The sequence below is a fragment of the Marinobacter sp. ST-43 genome, assembly GCF_030541085.1.
GTDB classification, from domain to species: Bacteria; Pseudomonadota; Gammaproteobacteria; order Pseudomonadales; family Oleiphilaceae; genus Marinobacter; species Marinobacter nauticus.
In genome coordinates, this window is record NZ_JASSVO010000005.1 from 248,150 (window position 1) to 260,969 (window position 12,820).

12 protein-coding genes and 1 rRNA gene are annotated in these 12,820 nt (G+C 57.3%); 6 read left to right on the forward strand and 7 right to left on the reverse strand.

The genetic code is table 11. The features are described 5' to 3' along the window. Window positions 1–9 precede the first annotated feature (9 nt). From hemL to QPL98_RS10060, 5 genes are read right to left on the reverse strand one after another with little or no spacing between them, the layout of a single operon-like run. Window positions 10–1,290, reverse strand: coding sequence for a glutamate-1-semialdehyde 2,1-aminomutase (hemL, locus tag QPL98_RS10040; protein ID WP_303293181.1), 1,281 nt, complete (start codon window positions 1,288–1,290; stop codon window positions 10–12). A 12-nt stretch (window positions 1,291–1,302) separates the two neighbouring features. Next, window positions 1,303–1,971 (reverse strand): thiamine phosphate synthase, encoded by a 669-nt coding sequence (gene thiE, locus QPL98_RS10045; RefSeq protein ID WP_303293182.1) that lies wholly within the window; start codon window positions 1,969–1,971, stop codon window positions 1,303–1,305. Continuing rightward, entirely contained in the window at window positions 1,959–2,720 is a 762-nt protein-coding gene (locus QPL98_RS10050; protein WP_303293183.1) for a hydroxymethylpyrimidine/phosphomethylpyrimidine kinase, read from the reverse strand. Before QPL98_RS10050 ends, thiE begins: the two co-directional genes overlap by 13 nt. A gap of 41 nt (window positions 2,721–2,761) precedes the next feature. Continuing rightward, window positions 2,762–3,184, reverse strand: coding sequence for a protoporphyrinogen oxidase HemJ (gene hemJ, locus QPL98_RS10055; RefSeq protein ID WP_011784219.1), 423 nt, complete (start codon window positions 3,182–3,184; stop codon window positions 2,762–2,764). Between the two features lie 3 nt (window positions 3,185–3,187). Beyond that, on the reverse strand, window positions 3,188–4,963 hold the full coding sequence (locus tag QPL98_RS10060) for a chloride channel protein (RefSeq protein WP_303293184.1): 1,776 nt from the start codon (window positions 4,961–4,963) through the stop codon (window positions 3,188–3,190). Between the two features lie 154 nt (window positions 4,964–5,117). Between QPL98_RS10060 and argC the strand changes: the two genes are divergently transcribed. The 4 genes from argC (at window position 5,118) to erpA (ending at window position 7,770) form a co-directional block, all read left to right on the forward strand. Next, window positions 5,118–6,155: an N-acetyl-gamma-glutamyl-phosphate reductase gene (gene argC, locus QPL98_RS10065; protein ID WP_303293185.1), complete on the forward strand. Its 1,038-nt coding sequence runs from the start codon at window positions 5,118–5,120 to the stop codon at window positions 6,153–6,155. 10 nt (window positions 6,156–6,165) lie between these two features. Next, the gene (locus tag QPL98_RS10070) at window positions 6,166–6,906 is read left to right on the forward strand and encodes a DUF6776 family protein (protein ID WP_303293186.1); all 741 of its coding nucleotides are present in this window, start codon (window positions 6,166–6,168) and stop codon (window positions 6,904–6,906) included. Between the two features lies 1 nt (window position 6,907). Beyond that, window positions 6,908–7,354, forward strand: a complete 447-nt coding sequence (locus QPL98_RS10075) for a polymer-forming cytoskeletal protein (protein ID WP_022991912.1) — start codon at window positions 6,908–6,910, stop codon at window positions 7,352–7,354. An 83-nt stretch (window positions 7,355–7,437) separates the two neighbouring features. Continuing rightward, a complete protein-coding gene (gene erpA / locus QPL98_RS10080; RefSeq protein WP_011784224.1) occupies window positions 7,438–7,770 on the forward strand; it encodes an iron-sulfur cluster insertion protein ErpA in 333 nt (110 codons plus the stop codon). A 1-nt stretch (window position 7,771) separates the two neighbouring features. Here the strand turns inward: erpA and QPL98_RS10085 are convergent, their stop codons facing one another. After that, window positions 7,772–8,872 (reverse strand): anhydro-N-acetylmuramic acid kinase, encoded by a 1,101-nt coding sequence (locus QPL98_RS10085; RefSeq protein ID WP_303293187.1) that lies wholly within the window; start codon window positions 8,870–8,872, stop codon window positions 7,772–7,774. Window positions 8,873–8,874: 2 nt separating this feature from the next. After that, window positions 8,875–10,254: an OapA family protein gene (locus QPL98_RS10090; protein ID WP_303293188.1), complete on the reverse strand. Its 1,380-nt coding sequence runs from the start codon at window positions 10,252–10,254 to the stop codon at window positions 8,875–8,877. Window positions 10,255–10,558: 304 nt separating this feature from the next. On the opposite strand from QPL98_RS10090, the gene tyrS reads away from it, so the two are divergent. Both tyrS and QPL98_RS10100 read left to right on the forward strand, forming a co-directional pair. Continuing rightward, complete coding sequence (tyrS, locus tag QPL98_RS10095; protein ID WP_303293189.1) at window positions 10,559–11,761, forward strand: tyrosine--tRNA ligase; 1,203 nt, start codon at window positions 10,559–10,561, stop codon at window positions 11,759–11,761. Window positions 11,762–12,238: 477 nt separating this feature from the next. Beyond that, window positions 12,239–12,820 (forward strand): 16S ribosomal RNA (locus QPL98_RS10100); the annotation flags it as partial.

Below are 12,820 nucleotides of genomic sequence, written 5' to 3' on the forward strand. Positions count from 1 at the left end.
AATGGTGCCTCACAACGTTTTCATGACCTTGCGCGCAGCTGCCAGAGTGAATTCAATATCCTCATCTGACAACGCTGCGGTAGTAAAGCCTGCCTCGAATGCTGAGGGCGCCAGGTAAACGCCTTCCTTCAGCATGCCCTGGAAGAATGCCTTGAAGCGTTCCACGTCACAGGCCATCACCTGGTCAAAGCGCGTGATGGATGGTTCGGTAGTAAAGAAGAAGCCGAACATTGCACCCACGGACTGAACCGCCAGTGGGATGCCGGCTTCATCCGCTGCCGCCTTGAAGCCATCCTTCACCCGATTGGTTTTTTCCGTCAGCCGATCGTGGAACCCGGGCTCGGAAATGGCATTCAGCGTGGTCAGCCCGGCGGTCATTGCCAGCGGGTTACCGCTCAGGGTGCCGGCCTGATAAACCGGGCCCAGCGGCGAGATATGCTCCATGATTTCGCGTTTGCCGCCGAATGCACCGACGGGCAGGCCGCCGCCAATCACCTTGCCCAGAGCCGTCAGGTCCGGTTTCACCCCGTAGAATCCCTGGGCGCCGCCGAGCGACACCCGGAATCCGGTCATTACCTCATCGAAAATCAGCACGGTGCCGTGCTCATCACACACTTCCCGCAGCGCTTCCAGGAAGCCGGGCACGGGCGGGATGCAGTTCATGTTGCCGGCCACAGGCTCAACGATAATGGCGGCAATCTGGTCGCCCATCTGACTGAAGGTTTCACGAACCTCGTCAATGTCGTTGTAGGTCAGGGTCAGGGTGTGCTCCGCCAGGCTGGCCGGAATTCCCGGTGAGTTGGGTACACCCAGGGTCAGGGCGCCGGAACCGGCTTTGACCAGCAGGGAATCTACGTGGCCGTGGTAGCAACCTTCGAATTTCACGATCTTGTCGCGGCCGGTGTAGCCGCGGGCCAGACGGATGGCACTCATGGTGGCCTCGGTGCCGGAGTTGACCATGCGCACCAGTTCGATGGAGGGCACCAGTTCGCACACCTTTTTCGCCATCTCGGTTTCAATGGCGGTCGGGGCCCCGTAACCCACACCCAGATCGACCTGTGCGTGCAGCGCCGCTTTGATGCGGGGGTCGGAATGGCCCAGGATCATCGGGCCCCAGGAACCAATAAAATCGATGTACCGCCGGTCATCCTCGTCATAGAGATAGGCGCCCTCGGCGTGTTTGAAAAAGACCGGAGTACCGCCAACACCACGGAATGCCCGTACCGGGGAGTTCACGCCGCCGGGAATGTATTTCTGGGCCTGTTCAAAGAGGGTTTCGGAATGATTCACGGTTGTCTCCTGTTATTCGGAAAGTGAAAAAAGTGGATGATGCCGGGCGAACAGGCGGTTAAATGCCTTGGCCCGGGCTTCAATGTCTGAGGGTTGGCCGCCGAACAGGCCGCCCACTACGGCAACCAGGTCTGCCCCGGCACGGATCAGGGGCTCCGCATTGTTGCCGGTGATTCCGCCTATGGCTGTAATGGGTAACCCGAGGCCTTTTGCCTCGGTTAAAACGTCCGGCGAGGCCGGGGGCGCACCTGGCTTGGTGGCCGAATCGTAAAAGCGGCCGAAGGCCAGGTAATCCGCACCGCCGTCAGCGGCTGTCTGGGCCAGATTCAGGCTGTGATGGCAGGTGATGCCGATAATGGCATGCTCCCCGAGCAAGCGCCTGGCGTCGACCAGTGAGCAATCATCCTGACCCAGATGAACCCCAGCGGCGCCGACTCTGACGGCAAGTTCCGGGTCGTCATTAATCAGTAACGGAACGTCGAACCCCTGGCACAGGCTGTTGAGGTTCCTGGCCTGAACCAGCCGTTCAGAGGCTGTCGATCCCTTGTCCCGATACTGAACCAGCCGCGCGCCTCCGGCCAGAGCCGCCTCTACCGAAGCAATCAGGATGTCGGCAGGCGTCAGCCGATTATCGGTGATGGCGTAAAGACCGGGTCGAAGCTGAGACTTTACCGTTCCCACAGAATACCCCGGTCGGGAACCCGCTGGCCCTGGCCAACCGTCAGTGCATGCAACAGCGCCCGATGCACGTAATTCTGCGCCTGGGAAATCGCGGCTCTTGGTGACAGTCCCATGGCCCGGCCGGCGGCAATGGCCGCTGCCAGCGTGCAGCCGGTGCCGTGATATTCATTGCTGCCAACCCGTTCCACCTCCCATTCCATGGGCTCCGGGGCGTGGTTATACAGTGTGTTGATGATGTGGATGCCGGTGCCGTGGCCGCCGGTGGCAAGCACGGACTCACAGCCCGTCTGCAAAAGGTTGCGGGCGGCCTCTGCCGGATTGTCGCTGCCGCCGAGCTGAGCCAGTTCAACGCCGTTCGGCGTAATCATTTCGGCCCTGGCAAACAGCTTGTCTTTCATGGCCGCTACAAGCGCATCATCGGCCAGATCGCCACCGCCAGCCGCCTTGATCACCGGGTCGACAATCAAAGGCACGCCCGAATGCTTCTGTACAAACTCCACCAGTACCTCCACCACTTCGGCATTTCCGAGCGCCCCGGTTTTGATGGCGTGAATGGGCGTATCCTGGGCAAGGCACTCCAGTTGCTGTTTGATCAGGTCCGGGCTGACGGGCTCGGCACCATATACGTTGCGGGTGTCCTGCACGGTCAGGCAGGTGAGCACGGGCAGCGGATGGGCGCCGATGGATGTGATGGCCTGTATGTCTGCCTGTATGCCGGCGCCACCAGACGGATCCAGCCCGGAGAGCACCAGTACGTGGGGGCGGGTGAAGCTTTTGATGGCCGATCTCCTCAGAATGGTTTAACAACAGCAAGAATCACGACAGCGAGCAGGACAAACACCGGCAGCTCATTAAACCAGCGGTAGAACACGTGGCTACGGGTGTTCTGGTCATCCCGGAACACTTTGACAAGGTGACCACAGTAGAAGTGGTAGATGATCAGCAAAGCCACCAGCGTCAGCTTGGCATGCAGCCACCCCTGACTGAAATAGCCTGACCAGTTATAGCTGAGCAGCCAGACACCGAATACAACCGTGGCGACCATGGAGGGCGTAGTAATGCCACGGTAAAGCTTGCGTTCCATCACCTTGAACCGCTCTTTGCCTGGTTCATCCTCGCAGGCGGCATGATACACGAACAGTCTGGGCAGATAGAAAATGCCGGCGAACCAGCACACCAGGGAAATAATGTGGAAGGCTTTCACCCAAAGCATTCGTTAACTCCGTCGGTATTGGTAGTAGCTTTCGATATCCGTTTGCAGCACAACACCATAAACCCGTTGAATCATGGGGGCCACATGGCGTTGTACGTATAGTGCCTCAGCCTGGGTGCTGTCGAATTGATGCAGGGCTTCTTCCAGCGTTGCCTGGTACTGTACCGGTGCCACATCCCGCCGGTTGGCGGGGATTTCCATCAAATCAATGGATTCCGGTATTTCGGTGCCTTCCTCGGCGGCCTGTTTCTCGGTGTCCTCAAGAAAGCGGGCCAGATCGACGGCTGGCAGCAGGGCGGTGGGGCCATTGCTACCTTCCACCAGAAGCCATTTCGGTTCCGATTTCAGGGCTTTCTTGGCTTCTTCAAGCGTGAGCGCGCGCTCGGTTCGAAGAATATTCCGTTCCATGATGGCGCCAACCGAAACCCGTCTCAGTGCCTGGATAACGGGGGAATTCTGGTAGCTCAGGCCCTGGCTCTTGAGGATGGTCAGGAATAGCGATTTCTTGCCGAAAGCTTCGCTGGTTACCAGGCTGGCGGTAGTAATCATCAGCATGCCTGGCAGTATGATGTTCGGGTTCCGGGTGAGCTCCATCAGCGCCATCAAAGCCGCCAGTGGCGCCTGCAGCACGGCGCCCATCATCGCCCCCATACCCAGCATGGCGTAAAACCCCACCGATGAGGCAATGTCCGGGAACATCTGGGCGCCGATCAGGCCCATGGCGCCGCCCAGAGTGGCGCCCATGAAGATGGTGGGGCCGATAACGCCGCTGGGCATGCCCAGTCCGATGGACAATCCGGTGATGATCAGCTTGGCGCTGCCCGCGCCGAGCAGTAACCAGAATCCGAGTTCGCCATGAATGGTTTCGCTCACGGTATCGTAGCCGATGCCCATGGTTTCCGGGATGACCAGGGCGAAGGGCACCATCAACAGGCCGGCCACGGCAATTCGTAGCAACACCGGGCGGTGATGGTAACGGCCCATACTGTCTACCAGTTGGATAAATCCGGCCGCCGCGATGCCGATAATAACGGCAATGGCGAGAATCCAGGGAATCTCCAGCAGCGAATTCATAGTCAGTGCCGGGACACTGAACGCCGGTTCGGTGCCGTAAACCGCCTGGGTGACGATGGCAGCGCTGACTGCCGCCAGGATAATCGGGGTGAAGCCGGCAATCGTGTACTCCATCATCACCACTTCCATGGCGAAAATTACGCCGGAGATGGGGGTGTTGAAGGAGGCGGAAATGGCAGCGGCACAACCGCAGGCGACCAGCGTGCGAATGCTGTTGTTGGGTAGCCGCATCCATTGCCCGAGCAGGCTGGAAAAGGCCGCGCCCAGATGGACGGCGGGCCCCTCCCGGCCGGCGGATTGCCCGGTGATGACCGTAGTAACCCCGGAAACAAACTGAACCATGGCACTGCGGAAGGAGATGTAGCCCTGATGGTAGTTCAGCCGCTCCATGATATGGACAATGCCGACCTTGCGGTCGTGCAGGCCGAGTTTGTGCAAAAAAAGGCCCAACCCCAGAGCCCCGGCCAGGGGCAGAAGACCGCGGGTGAGCAGGTTCAGTTCTTCGAAACTCTCTGAACCCTGGCCCGGCAGGAAGTGCTCCAGTGGCCATTCAATAGCGAGTCGGAAAAGCAGGATCACGCCGCCGGTCACAATGCCGGACAGCAGGCCAAGAACCGCCAATTGCGGTAAGGCATCAACGCCGGAGAGCTTCCGCCGGAATACGGGGATCAGATTCTCGGTAATCTGTTGCCTGATGCTACGCATTGGCGGGGTGTTCCGGTTGGAGTGTCGGGATCATCAGCAGATTTCTGACAACATTGTAACGGCGGGCCCGCAGGCTGCAATAAGTCCTTGGTTTATCATGTTAGACTACGTGCCCTGACTTCCCAATTCTGTCCAGACCACGTTGGAGATAAGAGTGATTAAAGTAGGCATCGTCGGCGGAACCGGATACACGGGTGTAGAGCTGCTGAGAATTCTGGCTGTCCACCCGGAAGCAGAGGTTATCTGCATCACCTCGCGATCGGAAGCGGGTATGCCCGTGGCCGATATGTATCCCAACCTGCGAGGCCATTATGAGCTTGAATTCTCCGAGCCCGACGCATCGGTGCTGGCGAGCTGTGATCTGGTGTTTTTTGCCACGCCGCACGGCGTTGCAATGCGCATGGTTCCGGAATTGATGGCCTCAGGTGTTCGCGTCGTCGATCTGTCGGCGGATTTCCGCCTGAAGGATCTTGATACCTGGGCAAACTGGTATGGCATGCCCCACGAGAGTGCCGACTGGGCCGAAAAAGCGGTGTACGGCTTGCCGGAAGTGGCCCGCGAGGCCATCCGTGACGCTCAGCTGGTTGCGAATCCAGGGTGTTATCCGACAGCTGTACAGCTGGGATTCCTGCCGTTGCTGGAACACGGTCTGGTCAATCCGGCAAGGCTGATAGCCGATGCCAAGTCCGGCTCCAGCGGTGCTGGCCGGCAAGGCAAGATTGGCATGCTCCACGGTGAAATAGGCGAGAGTTTCAAGGCCTACGGGGCTTCCGGGCATCGGCATTTGCCGGAGATCCGCCAGGGCCTGACGGCCGCCGCAGGCAAAGGTGTTGGTGTTACCTTTGTGCCGCACCTGATACCGATGATTCGCGGCATCGAAGCCACGCTGTATGCCGAGCTTGAAAACCCGCAGGATTTTGACCGACTTCAGGCTCTGTACGAAGCGCGTTACAAAGACGAGCCTTTCGTGGATGTCATGCCGTTTGGCAGTCATCCGGAGACCCGCAGTGTCCGTGGCGCCAATCACTGTCGGATGGCATTACACCGCCAGGAAGACAGCAACATCGTGATTGTGTCATCGGTGATCGACAATCTGGTGAAAGGCGCCGCCGGCCAGGCCGTTCAGAACATGAACATCATGTTCGGTCTGGATGAAACCATGGGCCTGAACGCTCCGGCTTTGCTGCCGTGAGGTCGGGCACGTGAGTGATCCTCGAAAACCGGCGGATGAATACGTTGTTATCCGCCACCGGCCAGGTTACCGGTTACGTCGCAGCCTGATTCTGCTGGCATTTACCGTCATCGCCGCCGTGGCAGGATATACCGCTGGGCTTGCCCAGGGTGGCTTCCGTTTCAGCTCGGCGGAGGCGTCTGCCGAGCAGTTGGTGGAGGAGGTTGAGAACCTTCGGGAGCAATACCGGGAGGCACGCCAGGGGTTGGTGAATCTCGAACGTGGGCGCGCGATCGATGAGCAGGCACTGCGGGAGGCACGAAACACGATTGTCGGCCTGGAAACCCGCATCCTGGAGCTGGAGGCGGATCTTACCTTCTATCGCAATATCATGGCGCCCTCGGAAACCAGCAAGGGCCTGCAGGTAGACAGTTTTACGCTGAGCCCGGCCAGGGAGTCTGGTGTTTTCGATTTCAAAATGGTGCTGACTCAGGTTGGCAATAACAAGAGCTATATTTCGGGCCTGGTGGCCGTGAATGTCATCGGTCGTCTGGATGGCGAGAAAGAGGTGATTGCGCTGAGGGATCTGTCGGATGAAATTGATGATCTGGGCGTGAAATTCCGGTTCCGCTACTTCCAGGATGTGGAGGGCAGCCTGCGCCTGCCTGAGAGCTTTGAGCCCTATGAGATTCAGGTCGTTGCCCAGGCGGAGGGCCGCGAGGCATCCCAGGCTGAACGAACCTTTGATTGGAAAGATTTAACGGAGAACTGAGATGCTTGGCAAGAAAAAGCAGAAACCCCGCCGTTCCCCCGGCCATTTTGACACCCTGATTTCCGGCAAGACCACCGTTGAGGGCGACGTTCATTTCTCCGGTGGTCTTCACGTGGATGGCACCATCAAGGGCCGGGTTGTGGCCGAAGAAGGCTCCGATGCGGTGGTACGTTTGTCAGAGGTGGGGGAAATCGTTGGCGACGTCGTGGCTCCCCATATCATCATCAATGGCAAGGTAAAGGGTGATGTGCATGCCTCTGCCCACCTCGAGCTGGCAGAGAAAGCGGTTGTTACCGGCAATGTGTATTACCAGCTGATTGAGATGGCCATGGGCGCCTCGGTCAACGGCAATCTGGTGCGCAAGGATGAAACCAGTGGTTTGCTGACGCATGAGCAAAAGCAGCCAGAGAGTTCAATCGCAGGTGAAGATGAGGACAAGTCCGAATAGTTGATTGTTTTAGTCAGGAATACCATAATTTCCCGACAGCAATACCATGCCGGAGGCAGACTTTGAGTGTAGTTCAGCAACAAATGGCCACGCCGTTGTTTTTCACCGACAACGCCGTCGCGAAGGTGCGTGAGTTGATTGAGGAAGAAGAAAACCCCGATCTCAAGTTGCGTGTCTTTGTCACAGGCGGCGGCTGCTCCGGTTTCCAGTACGGCTTCTCGTTTGATGAAAGTCAGGAAGAAGATGACACCGTCATTGAGCGGGATGGCGTCAAGCTGCTGGTGGATTCAATGAGCTATCAGTATCTGGTGGGCGCGACTATCGACTATCAGGAAGGGCTGCAGGGTTCACAGTTTGTCGTTCAGAACCCCAATGCCAGTTCGACCTGCGGTTGCGGCAGCTCATTTTCCATCTGAATCAGGGCGGATAAATTGCGCCCAGTATTCTCTCGCCCGAAGCGCCGGTGACTTCGGGCACGTTGCCCGGTAACTGAAGGATGGTTTGTCGGGCCAGCCAGGCGAACGCCACCGGCTCTACCCATTGAGGGTCAAGGCCAAGATCCGCAGTGGTGTGCAGTGCGGCAGACCCAAGGCCTACCTTGAGCTCTCTCATCAGTAATCGATTGAAGGTGCCACCACCACAGGCATACACGGCCATGTCCGCATTTTCCTGTGGTAACTGCTGGAGAATGGTTGTCAAGGTCAGTTGCAGCAGGGTTCTCTGCACGTCCTCGGCGGGTATCTCGTCGAAACGCTGAAGATGTGTGCGCACCCAGTCGATGTTGAAACGCTCTTTGCCCGTACTTTTCGGAGCTGGTTTGCTGAAGTAGGCGTCTGACAGCATGCTGGCAAGCAGTTCGGAATGGGTCGCGCCCTCACTGGCCATGTGGCCGTCTTCATCAAAATGCCGCCCGGTCTGGTCCAGGCACCAGGCGTCCAGCAGGGCATTGGCCGGGCCGGTATCGAAGCCGACGGCCGGCTTTCTCGATCCGGCCGGCAGCCAGGTGATATTGGCAATGCCACCGAGATTCAGAATGCATCGATCCTGAGTGGGTGAGGCAAATAGCCAGTGATGAAAAGCGGGTACCAGGGGAGCGCCCTGTCCGCCGGCGGCGATGTCCCGACTTCGGAAATCGGCAACTGTGGTGATTCCCAGGCGTTCGGATAGCCACGCGGCGTTGCCGATCTGAAGGGAAAAGGGGGCGTTTCCGGTTGGTTGGTGGCGAATGGTCTGGCCATGGCTGCCTGCGGCCCGGATCTTTTGAGGATCAACGCCGGACTTTTTAATCAGTTGGGCACCGGCTTCCGCAAAATGCTGGCCAACAAGGGAGTCCAGTTCACCCAGCTCATCCGGGTCTGCCTGGTTGCGCGTTGCCAGCAGCAATCGCTGGCGCAGCGCGTCGGTATAGGGTAGAGAGAAGGTTTCGTGGACGGCCAGGGTGTCCGTGTCGAAAGACACCAGCACCGCATCAACTGCGTCCATGCTGGTGCCAGACATCAGGCCTAGCCAGTAGTCCATGCTTAGTTATCCGAGGCCAGAGCCAGCTGCTGATTGCTTTCGCGGAACACGTTGAACTGTGCCAGGCGCTGCTCGGTGAACTTCTGGAACCTTGCCATCTCGCTGTCCGGCACCGGCTTGGCGTCGGGGAGTTTTACCGTTCTTGAGTTTCTCGGCGCACCGTTGATCCGGAATTCGTAATGCAGGTGGGGTCCAGTCACCATGCCGGATGAGCCGACGTAGCCAATGGTTTCGCCCTGCTTGACCCGGGTGCCGTTCTTGATGCCTTTGCCCAGTCGGCTCATATGGGCATAAAGCGTTGTAATGTTGTCGCCATGCTGCAGCACTACAGTTCGGCCGTAGCCGCCTTTCCAGCCGGCGAACTTCACCCGGCCGCTGCCGGCGGCCTTGATTGGGGTCCCCGGAGGTGCGGCATAGTCGGTACCTTCGTGTGGGCGAACCACATCGAGAACCGGGTGGCGACGTTGCAGGTTAAAGGGCGAGGAAACGCGGGCGTTGATCGGCACTCTCAGGAAGGCCTTGCGCATGCTCTTGCCGTCGGGTGAATAGTAGTCACTTTCTCCGTTCGCATCGGTATATAACAGCGCAAGGTTATCTTCGCCCCGGTTGATAAAGCGGGCAGAGAGAATTCGGCCGGTATCAAACTTTTCGCCATCAATATAAAGCTCTTCGTAAACCACTTCGAAGCTGTCGCCTTTTCTGACATCGTATACAAAGTCGATGTCCCAGCCGAAAATGCCGGCCAATTCCATCGTCAGGCGATCATTCAGGCCGGCGTCTCTGGCTGAGAGGTACAAAGACCCGTCGATAACGCCTGCGGCGAATGCCGGTCTGGCTTCAGGTTCGCGAACGACGGTCTCACCAAGAAAGCCATCTTCCGTGCGCGCGATTTTGAGGGACTCCAACAAAGAGCGTTGGAGTTCAATCGCAACCAGCTCGCCCTCGGAGTTAACGCCGAACCGGATATCCTCGCCGGCATAAAGGCGTTGGAGCTTGTCGGCCTCGCCGTCACCGTGAATCACCGAAAGCATCAGGCCGTCGTTAAATCCGGCTTTCCGGAACAACGTGGAGAGTGTATCGCCAGATTTAATGGTGAATTCCTGCCACTGAATATCAGGCTCGGGTGCAACGTCTGCCTGAGCTGCCATTGGTTGGCTTTGGCTTTCAGTTGTTTGGCTTGTTGTCTCAGCCTCCGGAGCGGCGGCCTGGTTGCTGGCTTCCTGTGAGGATGCCCCGGAAATCAGGCCCTGCTCCAGGTCGACGGTGTAGCTCATCCGCTTGGCTTCAACGTCTGCGCTTGGGCTCATCAGGACAGCAGCAGAGACGATCACCGTGGCGGCTGCCGCCAGGGTAATGTGTGTTTTGGGGAATGTTTTCAGCACGTGGCTCACCCGTTTTAATCGGTAATCCAGTAATTTGTACCGGCTTATTAAAGCGCCAGGTCAAGTATAGACCAACAGAGTACCGCATATAACAGAATTGCGACAGTGTCCAACATTACAGTCGAGCGGCTGTGCTGGTCGTACAAACTGCGCTGCCGCTGCTATAATCCCGGGCTTTTCATGCTCTAGCTGGTCGTTTTCTGAGCATTTCTACTGTACCAAGGGTGCCGGTAACTCACAGATTTCTTTTGTAGACCTCTGTAACCGGCTCCCGCTTTATTGTCACAGACGGGGTGAGGGGTTCATGGCATCAATAGATGAAGCGCTGGCGATTATCAAACGGGGCATTGACGAGCTGATTCCAGAGGAAGACCTGGTTGAAAAGCTGAAAGAAGGTCGGCCGCTGCGAGTGAAGGCCGGCTTCGACCCAACCGCACCAGACCTGCACCTCGGCCACACGGTTCTTATAAACAAACTGCGTCAGTTCCAGGACCTTGGGCACGAAGTTATTTTCCTGATTGGTGACTTTACCGGCATGATCGGTGACCCCACAGGAAAGAGTGCTACCCGGCCTCCGCTTACTGAAGATCAGGTTCGCGAAAATGCGATTACCTATAAAGAGCAGGTGTTCAAGATTCTGGATCGGGAAAAAACCCGGGTTGTCTTCAACTCCGAGTGGATGAGCAAGATGACAGCGGCGGATATGATTCGCCTGGCCGGGCAATATACGGTTGCCCGTATGCTAGAGCGCGACGACTTTACCAAGCGCTATCGCTCCGAGCAGCCAATTGCCATTCATGAGTTCCTCTATCCTCTGGTGCAGGGCTACGACTCGGTGGCGCTTGAGGCTGACATAGAGTTGGGTGGCACTGATCAGAAGTTCAATCTACTGATGGGGCGGATTCTGCAGAAGCATTACGGCCAGAAACCGCAGGCCATCCTGACCGTCCCTATCCTTGAGGGGCTGGACGGTGTCCAGAAGATGTCGAAGTCTCTCGGTAACTATGTGGGTGTCAGTGACTCCCCGGGGGAGATGTATACCAAGCTGCTGTCCATGCCTGATGAGCTGCTATGGCGCTACTTCGAGTTGCTCAGTTTCCGGCCGATGGCTGAGATCGAGCAATTCAAAGCTGCGGTTGCCGGCGGCGAAAACCCTCAGGACTATAAGAAGGTGCTCGCTGAAGAGTTGATTACCCGCTTCCATGATGAGGAGGCCGCAAAGACGGCTCACAAGTCGGCGGGTAATCGGGTTGCTCTCGGTGAGATTCCGGACAACGTGCCGGTCGTGGAAGTTTCGCTGGAAGGGCAGGGGGAGATTCCGATGCCTGCTGTTTTGCGTCTCGCGGGTCTGGTAAAGAACGGTGCTGCGGCGCGGGACGTGCTTGGGCGTGGAGCGGTTTATGTGGATGGCCAGCAGTTTGAAGGTCAGCGCATGTTCGTAGCAGGGGAAGAGTGCGTCATCCAGGCGGGTAAAAAGAAGATTGCCCGGGTGATCATTGTCGAGTGATTTCCGTGGCGTTTTGGCCAATCTGAATTTTTTTCAGATTGGCCGTTGACTCCTCGGCTGAGGTCTGTAGAATGCGCATCTCGCTTGAGGGGCAGGCCACTGAAAAGGGGAGAAACCTGAGCGATAACTGCTTGAAAGCGCTGAAGAAAGTGTTTTAGAAATTCTTCAGAAAGCGGTTGACAGGGAGGCGGTTCAGTGTAGAATGCGCACCTCGAAACAGGCAGTAAGCCGGAGAGTTTTTCGGCGGTTTTCGGAAACGAAAACGGCGAAAAATAAACGGTTGACAAGGCAGCGGAACGATGTAGAATACGCGGCCTTGATTGAGCAACAGCTCAAACGCTCTTTAAAAAGTTAACCAAGTAATTCGTGTGGGCGCTGGCCGAGGTATTTCGGACACGAAATATCAGGACAGTGACTCGTCGAAATTGAGTTTTGTCTTGAGCAAGAATTAAGAACTTTCGGGTTCTTGTATGATTTAAACTGAAGAGTTTGATCATGGCTCAGATTGAACGCTGGCGGCAGGCTTAACACATGCAAGTCGAGCGGTAACAGGGGTAGCTTGCTACCCGCTGACGAGCGGCGGACGGGTGAGTAATGCTTAGGAATCTGCCCAGTAGTGGGGGATAGCCCGGGGAAACCCGGATTAATACCGCATACGTCCTACGGGAGAAAGCAGGGGATCTTCGGACCTTGCGCTATTGGATGAGCCTAAGTCGGATTAGCTAGTTGGTGGGGTAAAGGCCTACCAAGGCGACGATCCGTAGCTGGTCTGAGAGGATGATCAGCCACATCGGGACTGAGACACGGCCCGAACTCCTACGGGAGGCAGCAGTGGGGAATATTGGACAATGGGGGCAACCCTGATCCAGCCATGCCGCGTGTGTGAAGAAGGCTTTCGGGTTGTAAAGCACTTTCAGTAGGGAGGAAAACCTTATGGCTAATACCCATGAGGCTTGACGTTACCTACAGAAGAAGCACCGGCTAACTCCGTGCCAGCAGCCGCGGTAATACGGAGGGTGCAAGCGTTAATCGGAATTACTGGGCGTAAAGCGCGCGTAG

What these genes read in the sequence shown, in the direction of transcription:
- hemJ (WP_011784219.1), bottom strand. Translation starts at nt 3,184, where the DNA reads ATGCTTTGGGTGAAAGCCTTCCACATTATTTCCCTGGTGTGCTGGTTC.
- QPL98_RS10060 (WP_303293184.1), bottom strand. Translation starts at nt 4,963, where the DNA reads ATGCGTAGCATCAGGCAACAGATTACCGAGAATCTGATCCCCGTATTC.
- QPL98_RS10075 (WP_022991912.1), top strand. Translation starts at nt 6,908, where the DNA reads ATGCTTGGCAAGAAAAAGCAGAAACCCCGCCGTTCCCCCGGCCATTTT.
- erpA (WP_011784224.1), top strand. Translation starts at nt 7,438, where the DNA reads ATGGCCACGCCGTTGTTTTTCACCGACAACGCCGTCGCGAAGGTGCGT.
- QPL98_RS10085 (WP_303293187.1), bottom strand. Translation starts at nt 8,872, where the DNA reads ATGGACTACTGGCTAGGCCTGATGTCTGGCACCAGCATGGACGCAGTT.
- tyrS (WP_303293189.1), top strand. Translation starts at nt 10,559, where the DNA reads ATGGCATCAATAGATGAAGCGCTGGCGATTATCAAACGGGGCATTGAC.